The organism is Gimesia chilikensis, assembly GCF_007744075.1.
Classification (GTDB): Bacteria; Planctomycetota; Planctomycetia; order Planctomycetales; family Planctomycetaceae; genus Gimesia; species Gimesia chilikensis_A.
On record NZ_CP036266.1, the window covers coordinates 5,476,218 to 5,499,995 of the forward strand.

Consider the following 23,778-nt stretch of genomic DNA (forward strand, 5'->3'; position numbering starts at 1 on the left):
GATATGCGCACAATGAGTGTGACGTGCCCCAGAGAATCCCGCCCTTTGCTTGACAAAAGGACTTATGAAAAGGTACGTCTGCTTCCTTCAACAGGAGCAGACGCACCAGATCGATCTGAATTTTCTCATTCAGGGGAATTCCAATTAGTCTTTCGGATCAAATTCAGAGCGTTTGATGTCGTACTCTGCAGCGATACTTTTGCAGATTTCGAAAGTCGAATCGACATCATCGAATGCTGCAAATACTTCACGTTCAAGGTCAGTACGAGGCTCAGTGCCATGGAGGGCAGTAACTTTGAGCCATTCCTGGACGGTGGGAATATCATCTGAATATTCATGTACAATGCGAAGCACTCTCTGCCAGGCGGCGATATGCTCGGAGTATGCGTTACAAAATTTTGCAGGACATTCTGAAACGTCAACGTCTTTCATACTGACAACTAGATACTCGATCATGGCCTCGGTTTTTGTGTTTTCCGTCAAGTTGAGTTTCGACGAAATTTGGTTATCCGCCTGCAGGGCGCTCAGAATGGCTTTGGCTTCCGGGCTTCGATATTTCCGATCAATCTTGTCATCGTGCCTCTCGGAATCGACGTTGTCCGCCAGGGACACTGATTCATGCCCACAACCTGAAAAGGTTGCCAGACACAACAATACGACTATACTTGCCATGATTCTGATCAAACGCTGTTTTTTCATTTCTGAATTCTCCGACTAATTTGGGATTTAATAAATCAGGCAGTGCTCACATTGCACCTGCCACTATTATTGAAAGGGCCAAGAGCCAGAAATTTCAGCAACGTATGACGACTTTTTACAAAAATAGTGATCGCACTTGATTTCGCATGCATGATCAAAAGTGCAATTTACAATTACCAGCGGAGAACCCTGGGGGCAGTCAATGCAATTACTGCAGTGCACTTCTATCGTTTGAAAAGAGGAAACTCCATAGTTCTGGGACTGAATTCAATCTACGAATGACAAAAGTGACACGAGTGACAGTTAATCATAATGTCACTCATGTCACTCACATGGGGGGGGCGACCGAGGGCTATCACGATTCCTCGATTTCCTTAAGCCGGCGGTAGAATGTCCGCTTGCATTTTCCGGTCTGCAATGTCCAGGCGGCAATTCGCGCTTCCGGTTCATCATGTTCGGCTAGAATCTCCGCAACGATTGCCTTCTCCTTAGACTTGTGAGGCTCCCGTCTTCGATCAAAATCGTCCTCATCGTGCGGCTGTTGGTTTGCGTCATAGGTCATGATACTTCCCTCCTGATGTCGGATGTGAGATAAAAACTACACAGGCTATGTCATGTCTGTCATTGCCAAGAAAAACCAGGGTTGCAGCACTCAGTGTGCAACAACCCTGATTGGGGTTCCTATTCTCCAGATGAATTTTCACGCTGTTTGAGAACATCCCAGGCAGCATCACCTGAGGGGATGATGTCATCGGGCAGATCCCAGCCTCCCTCAGAATGATGGGGAGCTTTTCCAGAGCCAGGTGTGTTTTCGGAGCTCTGCTCCAGTTTGGTGCCGCCAACTTCTGACTGCGGCAGTGAGTTGAAACTTTTCATTAGTAGGTCCTTGTTGCAAAGAATAAACACTTTGGCACAACACAATATTGCGCCCTCTGTTAACAAGAGGAAAAAGTGAGAAAGATTTCAGAAGAAGAACATCCAATTTCTCACTGAAATCTGAGGTCCCTCTTCCTATGGAGGTTGAAAGCCCTTCATGCACGCCGTGCGTGTCTTTCATTATTAAAATAAAAAGAATGCATCGTCCTGGTTGAAGTCCCCGGTTGACCTTTCTCTGCCCGTAGGTTGATCTTTTCTCTCGGTCCATGTGATAATTGACCAAAGTTCATCTCCCAGAAAGGACACCATGGTCACCCAGCAGTATTCTTCTCGCGCGGTATATCGCTTCTCCCTGTTTCGTCAATCCGGAGCCAGACGTGTCCAGCCGCGCTGGGGCGAATCTGAAGGGGAGCTGAAAGAAAAGTTTCGAGTGCTGCAAAGTCCCGACGACCCGGCCCTGGATATCCTGGCTCTGGTAGAACTCCGGCAACGGGCCTATGATGTCTTCCTTAATTGGCATAAAGATGAGCTCCAGTCGTTACCTTCCGATGAGGATCGACGCTGGTTTCTGGAGCATGTCAAGGCTCTGACCACACCCGCCACATTTTTCACCTGGGCTGGCTCTGAAACGAAAGCTCCTCTGTATCATCCGCTCCCGGTGATCCAGCGCAAAACAGTGGGCTCGGAAACCGAAATCATCCCAAAGGCCAGCCAGCTGAGTGCGTTTCTGATTCAATTGCAGCAGGAACAGAGCCGACAGGGCGTACTGATTACCACCCGCAGCGGCGGCGGAAAGACCGTCGCCTGCCGCCAGGCGGATTTACTGTTTCTAGGGATGCAACAGCATGTTGCAGAGGAACAGAAACAGCAACCATCTCCTTCCATTATTCCTGTCTGGGTGTCGTTGCAGCATGAGACTGCTCTTAAACAAAGAATCTGGTCTGATTTTGCAGGATTAACACATCATCAGAAAATCAAGAGGATCGAAGAGGGAACAAACGCTGGTTCACCTGATGTCTTGATCGAACTTCTCGTGGCCAATACCCATAAAGAGCCCGCGACGACAGACGACGAACTCCAGTCACGCCAGCGGGCGATGCTGAGACAGCTGCACTTAGGTCCATCGCTGGTCCTGTTCTTTGATCTCAACCATGCCAATGAGCTGGACCGGGAACTGTATGCGGAAGCAATCATTGCCTTCCAGAAGCACCCCCAGCTGGGAAAAAAACACCGCTGCGTCGTCGTGTATCGTGGCGCCGGCAAAGGCGACCGCGTGATACAGCGACTGCTCTCGAATACCGATCGTCAGTGGCCCGGATTTCAGGAGTACGATCTGAAGTCGATCGAAGATGATAAAGCTATCGAATATTGTGGCCAAATCCGTGAATTTGAACAGCGGCTGTGGAAGGATCCCATTACCGGCCTGACGAATCAGATCAACGAGCGGTTTGAGAATCAAAATTCGGCTTTCCTCCTCTGCCAGCCCGTTCTGGATGGCAGTGAGCTGCAGACCCGCACGCTGCTACAACAGCTCATTCGTCGGTCCCGGATGGCCAAAGCATATGAGAGCGACTCGGACCAGACACAAGAAGACAACGATTCATTGATCAGTGTTCCCCTGCTGATGCACTGGGTTTCGTTGCTGGAACCGCAGGCCCTGTTACGTATTGCCAATCTGACGCACCTGTATCGAGAGATCGTGAGCCAGCATCTGAGACGCGAACATCCGCAGATGGGCCTTCATCAGTATCTGATTGATTTAAAGATATATCAGACGGGGGAAGCGAAAAACAGAAAACCTGTGACCGGAAAAATGGTCACCGGGATGACCAGAATTGCCTTGGCGATTCTAGCACAAGGGGTAGGCACGACTATTGAAGTCGATGAAGCCTGTGATCTGCTGGAAGATCCATCCGAGTATCCCGAAGATGATTCCCGGGACTGGCATCTCAAGAGTTCTAAAATGCCGTCGTTAGCGAAGTCGGACTACAATCACCAGGAATTCACACTGGAAGAAGCGCAGGCCATCCTCCGCCATGGCCTGTTCCGTCAGGAAGGAGACCAGCTGCGGTTTGCTCACGACTCGTTGATTTACTATTTTGCGGGAATGGCATTAAGGGAATTTAAAAAGCCGGGGAAGCCAGGAGTCGGCAGTATCTTGCCAGAAAAGTGGTCCGAAACGATTGCTGATATTCTGCTTCAAAATCCTGGTCGCTGGTTGTTACCTGCTGAGTTTCTGGGAGGGGCAATGCTTCTGCCTCCGGAAAACGGCAGGCTGAAAGGGCAGCCTTCTCAAGCGCTGAGAGAACTGGTAATGCGACTGGTAGCCTTCTTGCCTAATTTACCTCAAGACGCAGCGATTGCGTACATGGAACCGGTGCCGAAACTGGTCTCGCGGCTTTGTAGCACATTACCTCACGATAAGGTCTTGCAGCAGGTCTATCAGGCGATCAACGATCACAGCCGGTTTGCATGGGAGTATCCACATCTGCTGCTGCAGGAAGTGATGAACCGTTGCCGCTGGTTCGGTGCACCGGGCAATGAGGTGGAACAGTGGGCCAGGCAACTGGATGAGTTTCTTCAAGAGGAGCCCTCTTCAAGAAACACCAACCGTCCTGAGTGGTTGAAGAAAACACAGGGGCAACGGATGTTCGATTCGCTGACCATCAATGGGGTTCATTGGGGAGGAGTTAGAAGTGTAGCTGTGTTTAAAGGGTCTGATGGGCCACGGATTGTTTCAGGGGGGAGAGATGGATCTATTGCGATCAGTGATCCAAAAACGGGAGATGTCGAACAGATTCTAGACGATGTCCACACACATTCGATTTTTAGTGTGACGACATATGCAAGCCCGGATGGACCGCGGATCATTTCGGCAGGGGGCGACAAACGGATCGTGATCAGTGATCCCCAAACCGGAACCGTCGAACGGACCATCGAGGGAGCTCATACAGACATGATAATGAGTGTGACAACATATGACGCTCCGGAGGGGCCACGGATTGTTTCAGCAGGTGATGATAGTCGGATCGTGATCAGTAATCCCCAAACAGGAACCGTCGAACGGACCATCGAGGGAGCTCATACAGACATGATAATGAGTGTGACAACATATGACGCTCTGGAGGGGCCACGGATTGTTTCAGCAGGTGATGATAGTCGGATCGTGATCAGTAATCCCCAAACAGGAACCGTCGAGCGGATTCTCGAGGATGCCCATGCATCTAGGATTAACTGTGTGACTGCCTTTGAAAGTACGGAGGGACCACGGATCGTCTCGGCGGGAGTGGGGATGCAGATCAATATCATTGATCCCCGGACGGGGGCATTGGACCGGATCCTCGACCAAACTAATTGGGACGATGTTAGAAGCGTGGCCGTGTATGACACTCCGGAGGGGCCGCGGATCGTCTCAGCATCGGAGGCCAATGGACGAGTGGTAATCTCGAATCCACTTACGGGGGCAGTAGAAATGATCCTTGACGATGTCCATCAAGGCTGGGTATTCGGCGTGACGACGTATACTGATTCGGAGGGGCTACGGATTGTTTCGGTAGGCTTCGATGATGGTAGAATCGTGATCATTGATCCCTGGATGGGGGCATCAGAGCGGATTCTCAGTAAGACCTTTCCAGGCCGGATTGAGGAGATGACGACATATGTAGGTCCAGATGGACCGCGGGTTGTCTCGCGCGATATCAAAGATACGATCAAAATCAGTGACCCAAAAACAGGAAAAGTGGAACACGTTATCGAGGGAAGAAAATTCGCTAGACAAGTCAGGGTAGCCGTTTATGAAAGTTCGGATGGCCCGCAGCTTGTCTTTTTGGGTTATGTTGGACAGATCATGAGAAGTGATCCAAAAACGAGAGAGGTGGAACAGATCATCGATTTTTCAGATTTAGTTGTTTTTTGTAGCCTTAATGTGTATGAAAGTTCGGAAGGACCACGGATTGTGTTGGGAGACGGGGAAGGAAGGATTGTGATCTGTGATCTCCGTATCGGAACCGTCGAGCAAACCATCGAGGGCGCTCATACAGGCCCGATTAACAGTGTGACCGTGTATGAAGATCTGGAGGGGCAACGGATCATCTCGGCGGGGTGGGATGGTCGGATCGTGATTAGTAATCCAAAATCTGGAGTGGTGGAACAGGTTATCGAGGGCGCTCATACAAGCTTGATTAACAGTGTGGCCGTACATGCCGGTCCGTCGGGTCTGCGGATCGTCTCAGCAGACTCTGAAAGTATCGTGATCAGTGATCCCCGGTCAGGAACTGTCGAGCTGACCATCGAAGACGCCCACACAGCAAGGGTTCAGAGTGTGACCGTGTATGACGGTCCGGGTGGTCCGTGGATCGTTTCGACAGGCAAAGATGGAAAAATAAAAGTCTGGAAGATGGAAGAATTTCTTGCCTGGAATGGAGACACATCAGAAAACCTACAACCAATCAACACCCTCCATATCAATGCCAGATGCCTGGCGATTGACCAGTCTAATAAACTTCTGATCTGCGGTGTGGGTAATCATATTGAAGTTTATGAATTCGTGACAAATTGATCAAAACGAATAAAACTAACTGAAATTATTCTACCTCTCTCCTATGTAGGGTGTAGCAACCAGGGATAAACAAGCCAGATCGCCTGGCAGCCTGCGTTGCATCAGCCTGATCCGGTAAACCAGCCGGTCAATCAGAAGGAGAGACAAAATGATCAAGTGGATAGTCGCCTGGGTCTTTGTGACCTGTATGCTCCAGCTTCTCCCCTCGGCATGGGGAAGCAAGACCGCGCGTTGGCTGGTGGGAGTGCCGGCCGTCTGTGCGTTGATTGGTGCTGTAGCCAGTGGACTGGCAATTCTGTTTGCCACTCCCGACCGCAGTACCTGGATTCGCACCACTGTCAGTGAACTCGGCAAAAAACTGATGGAAGAGGCAATGCAATTGCCCGTCGAGATTCCGGCCCTGATTGGAGTTGCCATTTCCGCGACGATGCTGCTGGTTTACTGGCGTCGCCCCAAAAAGAATGTGCTCCGTCGTCGAACCATCGCTGATACGGGAAACCACACTTCTAATGGAGACCATCGCTCTGTCTCGCGTGAAGATTTACGCCGCTTGACCCGTCGGGAACGTCAGCCTGCTTTACAGGTGGCTGATCTGCTGAAAAAACGCTCGTAATCTGTGCCCTGTCATGGTTCGTTTCGAGTGGATTATTTTTTGGCTTATGAGTGCTCACGTACCAGTTTTTGAATCCATTCATTGCAATGCCGGCAATTGAATGAGAATGAACCGTTTTCGCGTCAAATCATCCCATCCTGAAGGAGAATCAGATGAAGTTTTTAAAATCACTCAAGTCGCAGCAGCGACAAATTATCGAAAAGATTCAGTTCATCATGCAAATGATTGCCACCGGAGCAACCGGTAAAACGGCGATCCAGACGGCCTGGTTTGAAGAGGCTGTGGATATTCCGCTGTCATCGGGACTCACATTTGGGACGGAAGATCCCATGATGGCCAACGAAATTCTGCAGGACCTGCGTCGACGTCGCGACGAAGCCGAGTCTGGGGGGTACAATACCAGTCAGGATGCCTACGAAATGCGTTTCGAACTCTGTGAAGCTGAAGATGCGGTTGCCGAGCTGATTACCAACGAAGCGATTGGGCAGGTGTTGACAGGCACAAACAGTAGCAGTACAGACCTGGAAATGCATGAATATGAGAACCTGCTGGAGCGGGCCTCTAATTCTCATGCCCTGTTACCCATGGTAGCGGTACCACCATTGGGAGGCAGCCGCCAGGATGAGCAGCGTTTCATGGAAGACAATCGCCTGGTAGCAAAGTATTTGAGTACCGCGCTACGACGCCATGGAGACCGTGCGTCCTGCTCGGTGGGCATTGTTGTTACAAAACTCGATTCTCTGTTTGACAGTGAAGAGGAAGCCCGCAACGAACTCACTGATGAGCTGTTGATGCGTTGGCTGCGTCCGCTGGTTCAGGTGGTCAATCAGTCTCAGAAGGTCTTCAGTGCCGCCATCATTCCGACCAGTGCATTTGGCTGGCAAAATGCAGAACCGATCGTAAGCCCATCTGAATCTGGGGCAACGACCATGTATCGGCTGAAAGATCGTTATGCTGAGTCTTATAACACCACGCCTCTGCTGTTATGGACTCTTCTGAATGGGCTCTTACCGGTCCAGTATGAACGTACCTCTGCGGAACAGGAGGCTGCTGTCAGCCGCGTGGTTCACATGCTGGCCAGTGACCTGGAGCATATGCCCCACTGGTGCATTCCGATTAAAGAAGCAGGGCGTTCATTGATTTGAACCACCGGAATGAACATCACAATCACCACAGCAATCTCTCAGATCACGAGTCTCACCGGTGTGGTGGGGCTCGTGATTTTGCAGTAAATCTCACTCACAGGAGCTGAATCCCATGTCGCAGACTGTCACTCAAAACATCAGATACCCAGAAGAAATGACGTTTGCCCCACGGAGCAAGGGAGGCATGTTTGTGCTAACCGTAATCCGAGGGAATGAACCACCGAACCTTGCTGAACTTTCCACTCAATTTCAGAGAATTCATCGCAAACTCACGTCAAAAGACAAACAGGTGGAATTTAAATTTCAGCCTGAGGGAGATCAACCTTCAGTGATCTACCAGGTAGAATGCACTCATGATGGAGCTAGAGGCATTCATTGTCGGCTGACCTTAAAAAATAAATCACAGGTTCGACGGCCTTATAAAGGTCGTACTGTTGAGGATCAACAGCCAGCTGTAGACCCTGCTAAGCATCCAAAATCCGTCTCTTTAACCGCAGAGGAACTGGTTGCCGGTTTGAGCGAGGATGATGAACGTCGTCAGCAGATTCAGCGCGCCCTGAAGCAGCTTAACGACGATTTCAGTCAGGAACCCAAGTTGACCGCGGCGATGATTCTGATGGGAGTGATGGATCTGAAAAGCCGGATCGCTGCTGAGCAGGGTAATCGCTTGTCGGAACTGCAAGCCCAGTTGACGTATGAAGCAGTAGTCCAGGTTTTGCGGGAGCAGGAACAGATCCAGGTCGATCCTGGTCCGAATGAATCTGAGGAAGAGAAGCACTCCGACAGTTTGTTGGCCAATATTTTCAAGAGGCTGTTGCACCTTGGCTGAATTCTTTCCTGAGGATTCCTTCTCAACAGGGAGGTTCTAATGCCGGAAACGACGATCACTCTTAGCCGAATCTACTCGTTGATGAATGACGAAGCCTATTCCGTGTTCCGCCTGGCGATGCTCCGGGCGGAACACGGACTGGTTCGGATATCGCATCTCGCGGAAGCGCTCAATGAGTTTGCAGAACTGGTCAATGACCGTTGCCTGATTCCAACCGAATTGATTTCAGCCGATTCCATTATCAGAGAGTCCCCGGTTCAGAGCCAACCGATGACCAATCACCCGCGTGTGCGTGCTGCTCTGGTCCGAGCCTTTGAAATTGCCTCCAAGGAAGATGAAGAGAATCAGACGATCACCCGTCAACAGTTGGCTGCCGCCATCACTCTGGAATCGGTCGAAAATCCGGAACAGAAACGACAGTTGTTATACAGATTTGGCTATGCCCATCTGGTTCCGACACCTGTCGTGTCGAATGAGGTTGCTTCTCAAACAGAACAGCCAGTTCAAAACCCGCCAGTGGTTGCCGGGCGATCAGCTTCCACATTATTTAAAGATGCCCGTGCTGATGAAAATACCGAGTTGGCCGCGCTGGTTCGACAGGGACTACAGGCATACCTGGATTATTCGGAAGATCAATCCGATGAAAATCACCGACGGCTGGCCACACTGGTCAGGCAGATTGACAACTGAAATATTTGTATTTTGTTGTTATCTCTTACCAGATCACAATGAGACTAAAGAACAGTCACCAAAGAACTTGCGAATCACGTCTCCGGTGGTCATATTCAGAGTAAACAATGTGAATTCCTAAAATGAAATTTCCGTGGAAAGTAATCTGATGTCGATACGCAGCTTTGATGGTACATTCCGTTTCACAGCCTTTCGGACTGCGATCGCACGTCGACTGGTGACCTCTGATATTGCCGTTGATTCATCCAATTACTCCACGGCAGACGATCCTGTGCGTGATCTGTTGGGAATGACAGATCTCCGCGACCGTGTCAGACAGGCTTTTCAAAAGTGGTGGACGGCACATGGAAGCGAGATAGCAATAGAGTATGAGCCAGCGCTACGAGAATTTTGCCGCGAACTGTTCTTCTGGACCTCGGCGGATCGCTTCTTCGCCGGCATGTCGGATGCCGACCTCTATTGTCCGGTCCCCATCTGCCTGGCCGATGATCGTCATCGGACCTGGGAGGACCTGACCGATTTACTCCTCAAAACTAACGGTGATTCTCACGGCCTGCTGATCAGTGCCCGCAGTGGTGGCGGGAAAACGGTGGGGTCGTGGTGCGCCTGGTTTCGCTGTTTCAGTGATCGGACCTGGATTCCCTATCCGAACCAGCCCGAGATACATCGACTCGCTCCTACGTCAACAGACAGAGTTGCTGCGCCGCTGGCTGGCTTTATGCCGGTCTGGATCGATGTCGCCGACAACGCGCTGCCTGAAGGCAATGACGCTGATTTCATTATGAAGCTGATTGCCCGGCAGTGTCTGGGACATCTGAAACTCGCTGAAGCTGCTCAGCTTCGACTCCTTGAACGCTATCTGCAACTGGGATCACAGAAGTTCCTGCTGTTTTTTGACCTCAATCATGCCCCGGCCAAGACCCGTGATCGCTATGCCGACGCACTCATCCGGTTTCAGAAACGTTATGGTCCTCAACTGGGACATCGCTGCATCGTCATTTACCGGGTCGCCGGTCAAGAGGATAAGATTCTGCACAACCTGACTCATCAAGGCACACGCGCTACTCAGTTCGTGGAGTACGATCTGTTACCTCTGGATGATGAGGTGGCCATCGATTATCTCTCGCGAATTCGTAAGGTGGAAAACGACCTGTTTGGCCACCTTGATCGCTGGTTGCAAGACTGGTCAGGTAAGCCGGATACGAGGTTCCCCCGCAGCGAACACGACCCCGAGACTGAACTGTCCCACCTCAAACGACTGCTCCGCATTCGACGTCGTGCCGCCATTCGCCAGCGTGGAGCCGACGATGACCTCTGGGAACAGGAAACCGTTATCAGTATTCCGTTGCTGATGCACTGGGTCTCCACGTTTCCTCCTGAAGTCCTCAATCGGATCAAAACCTTGGCAGACATTTATGCTCAACTCACCCAACAGCATCTCCAACGGGAAGAGTCAGATGAAAATCGTACTAGAACTCGACTCTCTTCCGAAGAGCTGCTCATCGCCATGCAACGACTGGCCCTGGCGATGCTGGCACAAAAGGGAAAAACTCGTCTTTCTGCAGCAGAGGCAAAACGTCTGCTCACCCGACCTCAGGGAGGCAACCCTCGTATTCCAGTCCGCCGCGCCTGGATGCCGATAGGAGAATTATTGACCCAGTCACTCACTTATTCTCGCGTCTTCACCAAGGAAGAAGTGGCCGCACTCTTTGAACTGGGGCTGCTGCGAAAAACAGACGACAGTCTCGGGTTTGCACATGACTCACTGATTTACTATTTTGCTGCGCGTGCTCTGCGCGAGTATGAAGGCATTGGACTCCCTGCACAAGACGAGCCGTTAGAAGACGCCTGGCCTCAGGTCATTGCAGAAACCTTTCTGGACGATCCTGCCCGCTGGCTGCTGGTAGCAGAATTCTTGGGAGAAATGGTCCAAACCCGCGATGAGGGAGCGGGTGAGGAAATTTGCAGGCATAATCAGGAATTGCTACGGGAGTTGGTATCGCGGCTGGTTACCTTCTGGCCTGATTTGCCTCGCGGCGAAGCGATCGAGTCCATGCGATCAGTGCCCGAACTGGTCTCTCGACTGTGTAGTACGCAACCGCAGGACCGGTTTTTGCGTCAGGTTTATCAGGCAACCAACGATCATAGCCAGTTTGCCTGGGAGCATCCTCATCTGCTGCTACAGGAAGTGATAAACCGCTGTTGCTGGTTTGGAGCTCCGGGGAATGAGGTCGAACAGTGGGCCAGACAACTGGAGGTGTTTACAGGGGACGGGTCTGCATCTAGAAAACATAATCGGCCTGAGTGGCTGAAGAAAAAGCTGGGATTACGACTTCCCGATACATTGACCATCGAAGGAGCTCATACAAACTGGATTAGCAGTGTGGCAGTGTATGCCGGCCCCGATGGACCGCGAATCGTCTCGACAGGGGCTGATAGACGGATCGTGATCAGCGATCCTCAGATCGGTACTGTCGAACGGACGATTGAGAGTGCCCATACGGACTGGATTAGGAGTGTGACTGTGTATGCCGGTCCGGAGGGCCCGCGGATCGTTTCGGTGGGTAGGGACCAACGGATCGTGATCAGCAATCCCGATACGGGAACCATCGAGCAAACCATAGTGGGCGCCCATATCGGCTGGATTAACAGTGTGGCGATCTATGAAAGTCCCGATGGCCCGCGGATTGTCTCGGTGGGTGACGACAAACGAATAGTGATCAGTGATCCCGATACCGGAATCGTCAAACGGATCATCGAAGGTGCTCATACAGACAAGATTAGGAGTGTGACAACATATGACGATCCAGAGGGGCCACAGATTGTTTCAGCAGGTGATGATAGTCGGATCGTGATCAGAGATCCCCGGACTGGAACTGGCAAGTGTACTATCCAGGGGGCCCATTCAGGCTCGATTTCCAGTCTGGCTGTGTATGCCAGTCCTGATGGCCCACGGATCGTAACGGCAGGCCTTGATGGACGGATCGTAATAAGAGATCCTTGGACCGAAACCATCAAGTGGACTATCGAGGACGCCCATACCGACTGGATTACCAGTGTGGCCGTGTATTCTGGTCCTGATGGCCCGTGGATCGTCTCGGTGGGGAGAGATCAACGGATCGTGATCAGTAATCCCCGGACTGGAACCATCGAGTGGACTATCGAGGGCGCCCATACAGACTCGATTAACAGTGTGATCGTGTATTCCGGTCCCGATAGCCTGCGGATCGTCTCTGTGGGGAGAGACCAACGAATCGTGATCACTGATCCCCGGACTGGAACCATCGAGCGGACCATAGGGGATGCCCATACCGACTGGATTAGGAGTGTGGCCATGAATTCCGATTCTGATGACCCGTGGATCGCCTCGGTAGGGAGAGATAAGCGGATCGTAATCAGTGATCCCCGAACGGGTTTAGTGGATCGGACTATTATAGACGCCCATATCGGGTCTATAAGGAGTGTGGCCGTGTATTCCGGTCCAGATGGCCTGCGGATCGTCTCGGCGGGGAACGACAAACGGATCGTGATCAGCAATCCTCTAACGGGTACCATCGAGTGGACCATCGAGGGCGCCCATACCGGCTGGATTACCAGTGTGGCCGTGTATTACGGTCCTGATGGCCCGTGGATCGTAACGGCGGGGTGGGACAAACGGATCGTGATCAGCAATCCTCTAACGGGTACCATCGAGTGGACTATCGAGGGCGCCCATACAGACTCGATTACTTGTGTGACCGTGTTTTCCGGTCCCGATGGCCTACGGATCGTTTCTGTGGGGAGAGACCGACGGATCGTGATCAGCAATCCCGATACTGGAACCATCGAGCGAACCATAGAGGGCGCCCATACGGGCTGGATTAACAGTGTGGCGATCTATGAAAGTCCCGATGGCCCGCGGATCATCTCTGTGGGTAAGGATCAAGGGCTCGTGATCAGTAATCCTCGAACCGGTACCGTCGAGCGAACCATCAAGGATGCCCATACAAACTGGATCAGGAGTGTGACTTTGTATGCAGCTTTGGATGATTCGCAGATCATCTCGGTAGGTGAAGATAAAAAAATAAAACTCTGGAATATCGAAGAGACATTAATTCATCCAGACCTATTCAACACACTTTTTGTTCAAGCAAATTGTCTAGCGATTGATCAATCAAACAGTCATCTGATATGTGGTGTCGACAAACATCTGGAAGTTTATGAATTCGTAACAGATTCATAGAATTCAGTTAAAACCGACTGAAATCTTCTGACCTTTTTCCTTCTCTGTGTGAAGCCCTGATTTCTTGCGTTTTGCTGAGTAGCAAAACAGATCAGGGTGGATCTCTTAGAAGGAGAATGCTCATGTCGAATTCTGCATCTCCCCCTCATGCGGGGATTGATGTGATTCCCCCGGGAATCTTTGCTGCCGCGGAGCCTGAGAAAAATCACTCCGATTCATCTGATAAGGACGAAATTCCGCCAGGCACGTTTCACGTCCTGTGAGATGAATCCATTTCCATGGTGAGGCTGCGTGTTTGCGCAGTCTCACTTCTCTCATTGGCTTTTCGCCAGAAAAGGAAGCCTCGTGATTTATTACAGACCAAAAATGGAGAGCAAGATTACGGTTTTTCATTAGACTGTGTCCAGTTTTACTGTAGCGTCTCCAGGTCCTTTTAGACCGAGTATATTAGATTGAGAGACGCTATGGTTAAATGTGATGCGTTCCAGAACATCTCGCCGATTCGACTGAAAATGCTGATAGTGAATTGTTCGATGGGCGAGTTTGCCAGGGATGTTTAATCCCGCGTTGATTTCTAAGTCTGGGAGCCACCCAGAAATAAATTGCACAGTGGTGTCAGCAATGGTCACAAAAATATAATGCCAGCTAGTCAAAGACCGTAGAGCTGTTAATGAAGGATCCGCCCTGATGCGGCGTTGTGAGGAAGCATGCGTGCTCTCTTGTTGTTTCATCAGAATCGGATCATTGCTTGTGTATCTTGTGCGTCACTGTTTGGCATCCTGGAATCGGCAACTATCACGAGTGGTTTTACCATGAAAGTACTGTTTCAGAACGGCAATTCTTCAATTGTGAAAGTCGCTAAGCCACGGCTGGTGCCGACAATAATCTCTGGCTTTCGTAGTTTACCTGCCTGGGGATCGATGTTCCAGATTGCATCGCAGGGTGATGCAGGAACTTTTATCCATAACATGTGTTGTCCTTCCGGGTCTTCATCTGGTAGCCAGACTCGAACGGTCTGATTACCCTGTGCTATTAAGATGTAGTGCTCGTAACTTGCCAAAGAAGAAACGGAAGAATCCAGCTGGAGGCAGATTTGCTCCTCCCAACCTTTTCTCTGTTCCTCACACCACACACGCACTGTCTTGTCTAAACTCCCGCTGACAATCCGCGGTGCCTCCCCCCCCGCACCTGGCAGAACACAAACACTACGGACCCAACTTTCATGTTGGCCAACCAACTCCGACTCCCAGCCGTCATCCCCCCGCTCACGCCATGCACGCACTGTTTCGTCGTTGCTCGCGCTGATAATCCGCGGTGCCCCATCCCCCACAGCCGGCAGAACACAAACACTCGAGACCCTACTTGCATGTTCACCAGCCACTTCCGACTTCCAGACACCCTCCGACTGCGCACGCCACACAAGCACCATTCCCTCATCACTCGCGCTGACAATCCGTGGTGCCTCGCTCCCCGCAGCCGGCAGAACACAAACACTACGGACATCCTCTTCATGTATGCCTACTAATTCCGACTTCCAGACTCTATCCAGCTGCTTGATCCACACAAGCACTTTATTGTCCCAAGTTCCGCTGACAATACGCGGTACCTCGCCATCCGCAGCCGGCAGGACACAAACACTCGAGACCACATCTTCATGTTGTCCAACCAGCATCGACTCCCAGCCGCTCTCCGACCGTTCACGCCACACGCGCACACTGTGGTCACCGTGCCCGCTGACGATCCACGGTGCCCCATCCCCCACAGCCGGCAGAACACAAACACTCAAGACCACATCTTCATGTTTACGAGCCAGTCCCGTCTCCCAGCCGCCTTCCGCCTCCTCACGCCACACACGCACTGTTTTGTCTTCACTGCCGCTGACAATCCGCGGAACGCCCCCCCCCGCACCAGGCAGAACACAAACACCGTTAATCCAATGTTCATGTTGGCCAGCCAGCTCCGACTCCCAGCCGTCCTCCCCCCGCTCACGCCACACACGTACTGTGTGGTCATCGTGTCCGCTGACAATCCGTGGTGCCTCCCCCCCCGCACCTGGCAGAACACAAACACTACGGACCAAATTTTCATGTTGGCCAACCAACTCCGACTCCCAGCCGTCATCCCCCCGCTCACGCCATGCACGCACTGTTTTGTCGTTGCTCGCGCTGATAATCCGCGGTGCCTCGCTCCCCGCAGCCAGCAGAACACAAACACTATGGACATCCTCTTCATGTATGCCTACTAATTCCGACTCCCAGACACCCTCCGTCTGCTCACGCCACGCACGCACTGTTTTGTCGTTGCTCGCGCTGACAATCCGTGGTGCCTCGCTCCCCGCAGCCGGCAGAACACAAACACTACGGACATCCTCTTCATGTATGCCTACTAATTCCGACTTCCAGACTCCATCCAGCTGCTTGATCCACACAAGCACTTTATTGTCCCAAGTTCCGCTGACAATCCGCGGTGCCTCGCCATCCGCAGCCGGCAGGACACAAACACTAAGGACGAAATGTTTATGTTGGCCAACCAGCTCCCACTCCCAGTCGCCCTCCGTCCGCTCACACCACACACGCACACTGTGGTACCGATTCGCGCTAACAATCCGTGGTGCCCTATCCCTCGCACCCGGCATGATACAAACGCTGTTGACCAGATCTTCATGTTGGCCGATGCGGTTTGTCACTCCAGTTTCTGGATCCCAAATTAGGAGAGAACCATCATTACTTCCAGAAACGATTCGTGGGCCATAGCTCTGTCCCCAGTAGACACCCGCTGGGAATACACAGACTGCTTTGACAGCTGCACGATGTTCTGACATCGTCAATTGCCCCTGAGGTTGAGGCGCATAGGTGGCACGAAGAATCTTTCGACTCATGTTGTTTGCTTTCGTGATTTACATAGACTCAGCAGAGCTTTGCAGAAATTTGGTTCCCCATAGGACAGCACCAGTGGAATCAGATGTGCAGGCTGTTTGCGTATAATCGTTCGGCCACCTCTGTTTTTGTAATTCAATAGACTGTTGAAGAATTTACTTTCCTTAAATCACGGCCAGGCAGGGAGGCTCGTCAACCCAATCGGGTTTCGAAGGCGGATTAAGTAGTCTATCGAGTGTGGGGATCAAAGAATACGATTTTGTTATCTTTACCTCCAGAGACAATCTGCGGCCCATTCGGACCATCAAATACTACCACATGTAAAACCTCTTCAGGAGAATCAAAAATGAAGAGCTGCTTGGTTTCTCCTGTCTGAGGATCAACGATCACGATTCCACTCTCGGCCTGCAAAATGATCTGTGGTCCTTTTGAAGACTCATACACGACCATATTTTTAACCAGACCTAAGTCTGGTTTTGTAATGATCTGCTCCACTGCACCAGTTCGGGGATCTATGACTACTATCTTTCCATCAGATCCAGATGTGAAAATCCGCAGGCTTCTTCCATCTTCATACACCGCAATACTCTGGATCGGACCTGTATGGGCGTCTTCTATAGTTCGTTCTACTATGCCGGCCCAGGGATCAGTGATTACGAGTCGTCCGTCCGATCCTGATGTGATTACTCGGATTCCTTCCGGACTATCATAAACTGCCACATCAAGGATTGAGTCTGCGTGAGTCCCTTCGATTGCACGCTCAACTTGCCCGGTTTGTGGATCACTTATCATAATCCTGCCATCATAGCCAGCCGAGAGAATCCGCGGTCCATCCGGGCTTTGATAGGCAGCAAGTCCAAGGATCGCAGCTGTGTGGACTCCCTCAATAACCATGATTACAGATCCAGTCTTTGGATCACTGATCACGATCCGTCCAGCATCGCCTGCAGAGACGATCCTTAATCCTCCCGGCTCTGAATAAAACGCGATGCAATTTATCGCTCCGTTATGGACTCCTTGGATGGTGTGCTCTACATGCTCACTTTGCGCGTTCAAATTTATAACTCGATCAACTTTGGATAAATCGAGGATATAAATCGATCCATCAGAAAAGCCGATAGCCAGTTTTTCATTGGGAAGAACCGTTAAACAAGTAATTTGTAACATAGAGTCTACTTTCCAAAAGATGAAATGATTCAAGTTATCTGTATGAGAATATACTCTGAACTGTGAGATCTGCACTTTGCAATTAAGATGCGTTGCGATCCAGCTCTTATTCGAACATGACGGGTAATTCTGTTTGAGGGCCAGTCAATCCAATATTCTGCCAAACCTCACACGAGACCTGAAATATCACAACGGTTTCCCTTCATTCTTACTGCTGAAGTCTTCTAATTGACTTTTGTGAGTGCTAAAGAAAGTGTAAATCCAATCATTGCCTGTACGTGAACAGAATGTCAACCGACAGAGGTTCCCATCACCCAAATAAGGAATTATGCGGCTTTATTTCAGACTGAATTGACTTTTTCTGACGAGATTCGAAAAGTTACTGAAAAATTCTCAGCCCAGTCCTATTGGTAATGAAGATTGGACCGTTGGCTCTGCTCATGGAACAGAAGGTCGGATCGTGTTTCAACAAGAAGGATGGACAGATGAAAGAACGAAAATCTTCCCCGGATCAGGTTTGCCCAGGCAGTTGGACTGCCGCTGAGAATGGTAAAGACCATGTTCCTCGTGGTTGTTTTCACGTAAGTGGAGATATCGACAAAGACGAAATTCCACCCGGCACGTTTCATGGCGAAGGTTCGGACAAAGATGAGATCCCACCGGGAACGTTTCACTAACGGCACTTTGCTCATTTGAATTGAATTTGGTAGGGCGTAGGGTGCCTGCCCACCCCTCTGGAGTTTGATGCTTCGCAGAGAACTCTGGAGGGGCTTTTTTATTTTCAGCATGCTGGATAATTCGGCGTTGGGCAATTCTATTTATCTGGCTTCTTAGAGTTGAACTGCATAATTTATGCAGACTTCAACTCCATTCTGTGAAACTCCAAGTGTTCTACAATCGTAAAAGACTCCATTTTCCTCTGGGTAATCAGCGTCCCGAAATGTTGGAGCAGGCAGTGTGACCTAATTCCTTCGCCACGATTTCTAAGTAATAGCATATCAGCAACAAAGTTATAGAGTTAACATAGTTCACCTTGAATATCGAAGACGCATCTGAGTTAACCTGCCAATCAAAAGTTTGAAAACTGTGGGGCTCCTTCAGTAAACGTGGATGGGAGAAACTTTTGTTGGCCTCATTGATTTCATGACTGACTAAGTCAGAACACACAAGAGTCGTTATGAGTAGAGTTTCTTAAGTGACGAATGACATCAGTCTTAATTTCTGCGAGACTACAAGTTTTTTTTCACGCTTGGATCTTGCAAACGCAAAATCTGGAAACTTTTTCGTTTTCTGGACTTCGTTTTGGGCAGTGGTTTGGCTTCATGAATTGACATCCAGATTTTCATTTTTAAGTTTAGATCCAAGGGTATAGATTGATGTTCCCATTTCTGTGTTGTGCCTACTGCGAATTCATCTGAGGAATGAGATAGAACTTTGTATTTACCAAATTGGTATCTTCCGACTTCTCTCTCGCCGTTATTCCATTCAATCGTAAATTGATCAATACCCTGATCAAGGCTACTGGCATTCAAGCCTCCTCCTACCAGCATCCATTCCTTACCATTCATCCGAGTCGCCTTGAAAATAGTACCCTCGGTCGCTTTACGATTTGCCCAAATAAAGATGTAATATGTCTCGATTGTATTATTTCTCAGCTTTGATTCATGAAAAAAACTATGAGGATATTCCTCTGAAAGAGCAACTGTTTCAGACATCATGACCAAAACCATAATCGTCAATATCTTATACACGATATATTTCTCCATATTTTCGGGACTATGATACTCAGTGGTTCGAATCGGGAGTGTTCAAGATGCTTGATGTTTTCTGATAGCTAACAACCCATTTAATCAACGACACCTGCCACATGAATTTGTATTCCGACCTTGTAGAGTTTTCTTGGACTTAAAAGTCAGTCAGCTTCACACTCATCTGGTCATCTTTCGATGATTGACAACCCGCAGATAGTAGCAGTCAAGTGCTCAGAAAAAGACCCAGGTTCGTAGATCCGGCAACCTTCCATGTACGGGAATTAAATCGATTCAGAGCTGATAGGAGTTTTAACGGGAAAATAAGTCTATTGACAGATGAATTAGGATCTTTGCGGTGGATTCGTGCAGAGAATTGAGCGAATTCTTTGGAATTGTTGATTTTAGCAATAGAGTGAGTGCGTAGTCAGTGACCAACCCACTTTGTCGGACCTGTGGTCGCGGTTACGAATCGCTTCCTAGAGTAAATCAAACAACCATGTCATCAAGGTGTTTGATTTAGATTGTTTCTGTAATCATATATGAAGCCGGTCAGATGCCCTGATATCTAAAAAAATGACATGGCCGACCACCCGCAAAGGTGGTCGGCAAACTGAAATTGTCAGGAGAAAGTAACAGAGCCTGTCAAAGAAACTTCCTGCGAGTTCGCCCGTCGGGTACAGGCAACCCACGTTGCTCATGCCAGTATTTGACTGAGCTGGTCACCGTATTTCGGTCGATATTCAGAGCTGCAGCGATCTCACCATACTCCTTCTTTTCTCTGAACAGTTTCATGACCTCCTCTGCGATCGCCTGATAGGGAGGCGGTTCTTTGTGTTTCACAGCAAGTCGCGATCGGCGGGAGCGTCCATCCGGCTTTTTCTCGCCCCGTAGTTCAAATACTTCATCTATAAGCTTCGTAACCCTACTCCGGCTGACGCCTAATGCTTCGGCAATTTTGAATTCCGGTTCCTGGGCGTCGTACATCCGTTTGGCGATCTCTCGCTGCTGATCTGCTTTATCCGGCTGGATGAAGTCAATTACGAATTCCTCACCCTGCCCAGTCCTCTCAATCGAGGATGAGGTGCCAGCAAGAAAGCTGGAAACGCCTCTGACATTGAGTCGGAATTTGCCACGAAAGTAATTCCGTTTTCTCAGAGGAATCTCGTTCTCTTCCATTATGATTTCCCCGCCAATAAGCGCACTCAAGGCCTTATTCGCGGCAGGCGACGATTCCTGCAGAACATCAAACAACTGCTTAAGCCGTTCCCTCAGCCACTCTTCGGAGGGTGTTCCCAGGTCGTGGTTCCGCTCCAGCCGGAGCTGTTTCAGCTCATACTGGATTTCTTTCTGTTCTTCCTTCCTGGATTTCAGTCGCCGCTGCAAATCCTCAGGGGCATCCCCCTGTTCGACCAGATCGACCAGACGCTCGATCTTTTGAGTCAGCTGGTATAGCTCTCGTTCTTTCTCTCTGATCGTCGCAGGGACCTGATTTTCGTATTCCCGATGCAGCTTCAATAAATCATTGAAGACACACTGAAACCACAGATTGTCCTCCAGGATAACCGTCCCGATTTTTTCGAGGATCATCGATTCCAGCAGCTTTACTGGCACAGAGGTGATGGATTTACAGGTACCACGTTTTCCGCCGCGACAACGGGCTCGCTTGCCATCGGAATGGAACGGACTATCGCACTGGTCACACTTCAGCAGCCCATGCAATAGCTTGACTTTCCGGCGTCCATTCGTTTCAGAGGATGAGCCGGTAAATTTACCATTCGCACGGCGGTGCTTTTCCCACTTTTGTGCATTGGCATCCAGCATCTCCTGTGCTCTCCGAAAAGTGTTGTCATCAATGATACGCAGGTGAGGAAATTCCCGTTTCCATTGTTCACACTCTTCTTCCGACCGAGGCTTCTGGCAAACAATACCCGTTTCAGGATCACGCACGTTTTGCATCTCTCCCCAAGGCCAGTCACCAACATATTTCGGATTCGACAGCAGATTCACGACAAGGTCATGGTGCCACTCATTACTTGAAGAACGATGATCTTTGGGAGCCTTTAAATGATTGAGCTTCCTGACAATCTGGCTGATTGACATTCCTTCATCGACATACCAGGTAAAGATCTGACTGACACACTCTGCGTGCTCCTGGTTGATCACATAGATTTTTCGCGGCTTACTGTTCCGGCCAGCGCGTTTCTGTTCCGATCCCGGCACCGGCTCAGAGCCATAACCGAAACACCAGTCTCCCACAGAATAACCACTGAGCAGGGCACCTTCCTGACCCCGGATAACAGCTGCGCTCAAATCTTTGATAAACTGTTCGTGGATCAGAGCAAAAATCGCAGCAATGACTTCCCAGCCTGTTGTGTCAGTGTCTATACCTTCAGTCACACAGATACAACGAACTCCGTAGACATAGACCAGCTTCTTGAGGATTGGTAAGGTAATCACGGATTCTCGAGCCAGTCGGCTCAGGCTATATAAATAAAGTACATTGAACTTGCCCTGTTCAGCTGCCTTCAGCATCGCATTCAGGCCCTCTCTTTCGAGCTTCGTGCCTGATACGGCCCTGTCTTCAAATTCGTAAGCGGGTAGGATAGTATGGCCTAACCGGGAGGCATGTTCTCGGCACTTTTGTTGCTGCTGATCAATACTTTCATCTCGCTGATTATTGGAACTGAAGCGAGAGTAATCAGCAGCTATTTCCGGAACATCCTGGGATTCCTGCTTCTTTTTGCCGCGCCGTCGTTTGCGAGCATAAACAATAGCTGACTCGTCAGCGGCTGGGGCAGGAACATGGCTAAAATCGATTTGTGCTGAAAGTGTGCTGAAACGATTGCCAAATAACAGAAAACAACCAACACTAACCAGAAGCAACCATAAGACTGCTTCCCCTACAAAAATAGGGGTTTGACGCCTAAACGCTACTATGTTAGAGTAAGATGAAAACAGGGGGCCGAGATTCCCCCTCTCTCCGCTTAGATGATTGCCGTTGGGTTATGATACAATAACTCAGCGGCTTTTTGCTTTTTATGGACCGCTCTAAAGCTTCCCAGTCGTGACAGATTGTGGCAATGGGTCCCTTAAAGATTCTGGCGATGAAACCGTCATCAACAGGAACAGATTCTGCGCTCCCCTTCAGCACATCCAGGGGAATTGAATAACTCGCTTCTATGAGCAAGTTCGTCTGCGAGAATAATGTCTTGTCAAAAGGACCGTATTCTCAGGCCAGACATCTTGAAGACTTAGTGCTCCCTCTGCCGGTGATTGTTTTCTCTGCCAAAAGCATACGGAGTTCAAAGGTGTCAACATCTCAGTTTTGCACTGTGGTTTCAGATTCCGCCCGGTGTAAAACAAAGGTGATTTGCTTTTCTCCAGATACGATCAGCCCGCTTCAACATCGCCTCTCAATTTTATAGCACTCTCTCTGCTATAGGTGTCTTGCGAACAGACAACCCCTTTGTATAGTATTGTCCGATGCAACGATTTCCCTATATCACTGATTACATGAATGAAGTTTTCGCGAAAGAGAAAACACATTGGGACTTTATTCTACTGCGTCCTTTGCTGATCGTATTTTACTTCTTTTTGCGGTTCATCAGCTTTCCGATCAAGTTTATTCTGCGACGCAATCCACTCGGATTTGAAGGGTACCTGATCGACTTCTGGATGGCATTCGGCATTAAGTATCTGGCGCGCCATGACGCAGCTGAGGTATTTATGCGGCACGTGCAGATCGAGCCACTGCTTTATCGCCACATGCTTTCACGTCGTGATGCCGTGAGTGAAGACAATCAGAAAAAGCTGAATGGGATCGACGGAGAATTCGGTGTCGAGAATACGAAAACCATCGTCGATAATAACCTGACAATCGGGCACGACCTGCTCTCCTACGAACTGGTTGATCGATTTGACAAGACCGTCTTCCTGGAGAATCTGGAATACATTAGATCGATCAAGCCTGAAAACCACGAACTATTCAGTAAAGCGGTTTTGGAAGAAAACCGGAAACACTCGTTTCAGCTTCTAGGGGCCACCAATCTTGTCATATTGATTGTTACTGTCATCACAATCTTTGGTGACCTGAAAACCACGATTACGGCTTTGAACTCATTTGGTTCAGACTCGGTACTACTCTGGTGCATGAAACAAATCTATGCCGAAAACAGGCAGGTTCAGATCGACCTGGATTTCTTTATGCAGGAAGTGAGTAATCGAGGACACTACAACAGCAGCGCATTTTTTTCCAATCCCAGTCAGTATCTCTACTATCACATTGTCTTTGATGAGGTCGTCTATGACATACTGATGAATCAGCCAGCGGTTTCAAAGAATTCTTGAGTATC

16 protein-coding genes and 1 pseudogene are annotated in these 23,778 nt (G+C 49.8%); 9 read left to right on the top strand and 8 right to left on the bottom strand.

Annotated elements, in window-relative coordinates; all coding sequences use genetic code 11:
* Positions 1-144 precede the first annotated feature (144 nt).
* The 3 genes from HG66A1_RS20805 to HG66A1_RS20815 form a co-directional block, all read right to left on the bottom strand.
* On the bottom strand, positions 145-699 hold the full coding sequence (locus HG66A1_RS20805) for a hypothetical protein (RefSeq protein WP_145188412.1): 555 nt from the start codon (positions 697-699) through the stop codon (positions 145-147).
* A gap of 355 nt (positions 700-1,054) precedes the next feature.
* Positions 1,055-1,261, bottom strand: a complete 207-nt coding sequence (locus HG66A1_RS20810; RefSeq protein WP_145188415.1) for a hypothetical protein — start codon at positions 1,259-1,261, stop codon at positions 1,055-1,057.
* A gap of 119 nt (positions 1,262-1,380) precedes the next feature.
* Complete coding sequence (locus HG66A1_RS20815) at positions 1,381-1,575, bottom strand: hypothetical protein (RefSeq protein WP_145188418.1); 195 nt, start codon at positions 1,573-1,575, stop codon at positions 1,381-1,383.
* Between the two features lie 307 nt (positions 1,576-1,882).
* Between HG66A1_RS20815 and HG66A1_RS20820 the strand changes: the two genes are divergently transcribed.
* The 7 genes from HG66A1_RS20820 (at position 1,883) to HG66A1_RS32135 (ending at position 13,895) form a co-directional block, all read left to right on the top strand.
* Entirely contained in the window at positions 1,883-6,133 is a 4,251-nt protein-coding gene (locus tag HG66A1_RS20820; protein ID WP_145188420.1) for a WD40 repeat domain-containing protein, read from the top strand.
* A gap of 148 nt (positions 6,134-6,281) precedes the next feature.
* Entirely contained in the window at positions 6,282-6,746 is a 465-nt protein-coding gene (locus tag HG66A1_RS20825) for a hypothetical protein (protein ID WP_145188423.1), read from the top strand.
* A gap of 152 nt (positions 6,747-6,898) precedes the next feature.
* Positions 6,899-7,891: a hypothetical protein gene (locus tag HG66A1_RS20830; protein ID WP_145188426.1), complete on the top strand. Its 993-nt coding sequence runs from the start codon at positions 6,899-6,901 to the stop codon at positions 7,889-7,891.
* 112 nt (positions 7,892-8,003) lie between these two features.
* On the top strand, positions 8,004-8,720 hold the full coding sequence (locus HG66A1_RS20835) for a hypothetical protein (RefSeq protein ID WP_145188429.1): 717 nt from the start codon (positions 8,004-8,006) through the stop codon (positions 8,718-8,720).
* Positions 8,721-8,759: 39 nt separating this feature from the next.
* Positions 8,760-9,410, top strand: coding sequence for a hypothetical protein (locus tag HG66A1_RS20840; protein ID WP_145188433.1), 651 nt, complete (start codon positions 8,760-8,762; stop codon positions 9,408-9,410).
* 148 nt (positions 9,411-9,558) lie between these two features.
* On the top strand, positions 9,559-13,632 hold the full coding sequence (locus HG66A1_RS20845) for a WD40 repeat domain-containing protein (protein WP_145188436.1): 4,074 nt from the start codon (positions 9,559-9,561) through the stop codon (positions 13,630-13,632).
* A gap of 122 nt (positions 13,633-13,754) precedes the next feature.
* Positions 13,755-13,895, top strand: a complete 141-nt coding sequence (locus HG66A1_RS32135; RefSeq protein ID WP_197996726.1) for a hypothetical protein — start codon at positions 13,755-13,757, stop codon at positions 13,893-13,895.
* Between the two features lie 563 nt (positions 13,896-14,458).
* Here HG66A1_RS32135 and HG66A1_RS20850 read toward each other — a convergent pair.
* The 3 genes and pseudogenes from HG66A1_RS20850 to HG66A1_RS20855 all read right to left on the bottom strand — a co-directional run bounded on the left by HG66A1_RS20850 (position 14,459) and on the right by HG66A1_RS20855 (position 17,675).
* On the bottom strand, positions 14,459-16,210 hold the full coding sequence (locus HG66A1_RS20850) for a WD40 repeat domain-containing protein (RefSeq protein WP_232106628.1): 1,752 nt from the start codon (positions 16,208-16,210) through the stop codon (positions 14,459-14,461).
* A 132-nt stretch (positions 16,211-16,342) separates the two neighbouring features.
* Positions 16,343-16,510 (bottom strand): annotated as a pseudogene (locus tag HG66A1_RS32855) (WD40 repeat domain-containing protein); the annotation flags it as partial.
* Between the two features lie 226 nt (positions 16,511-16,736).
* Entirely contained in the window at positions 16,737-17,675 is a 939-nt protein-coding gene (locus HG66A1_RS20855; RefSeq protein WP_145188442.1) for a WD40 repeat domain-containing protein, read from the bottom strand.
* Between the two features lie 485 nt (positions 17,676-18,160).
* On the opposite strand from HG66A1_RS20855, the gene HG66A1_RS20860 reads away from it, so the two are divergent.
* Positions 18,161-18,352 (top strand): hypothetical protein, encoded by a 192-nt coding sequence (locus HG66A1_RS20860; RefSeq protein WP_145188445.1) that lies wholly within the window; start codon positions 18,161-18,163, stop codon positions 18,350-18,352.
* A 552-nt stretch (positions 18,353-18,904) separates the two neighbouring features.
* Here HG66A1_RS20860 and HG66A1_RS20865 read toward each other — a convergent pair.
* Together HG66A1_RS20865 and HG66A1_RS20870 are read right to left on the bottom strand one after the other, a co-directional pair.
* Positions 18,905-19,426 (bottom strand): hypothetical protein, encoded by a 522-nt coding sequence (locus HG66A1_RS20865; protein WP_145188447.1) that lies wholly within the window; start codon positions 19,424-19,426, stop codon positions 18,905-18,907.
* Between the two features lie 642 nt (positions 19,427-20,068).
* Positions 20,069-22,309 carry a recombinase family protein gene (locus HG66A1_RS20870; RefSeq protein ID WP_197996727.1) on the bottom strand — a complete coding sequence of 747 codons (2,241 nt, stop codon included), beginning with the start codon at positions 22,307-22,309 and terminating at the stop codon, positions 20,069-20,071.
* A gap of 600 nt (positions 22,310-22,909) precedes the next feature.
* Here HG66A1_RS20870 and HG66A1_RS20875 point away from each other — a divergent pair.
* Positions 22,910-23,773: a hypothetical protein gene (locus HG66A1_RS20875; RefSeq protein ID WP_145188453.1), complete on the top strand. Its 864-nt coding sequence runs from the start codon at positions 22,910-22,912 to the stop codon at positions 23,771-23,773.
* Positions 23,774-23,778 lie beyond the last annotated feature (5 nt).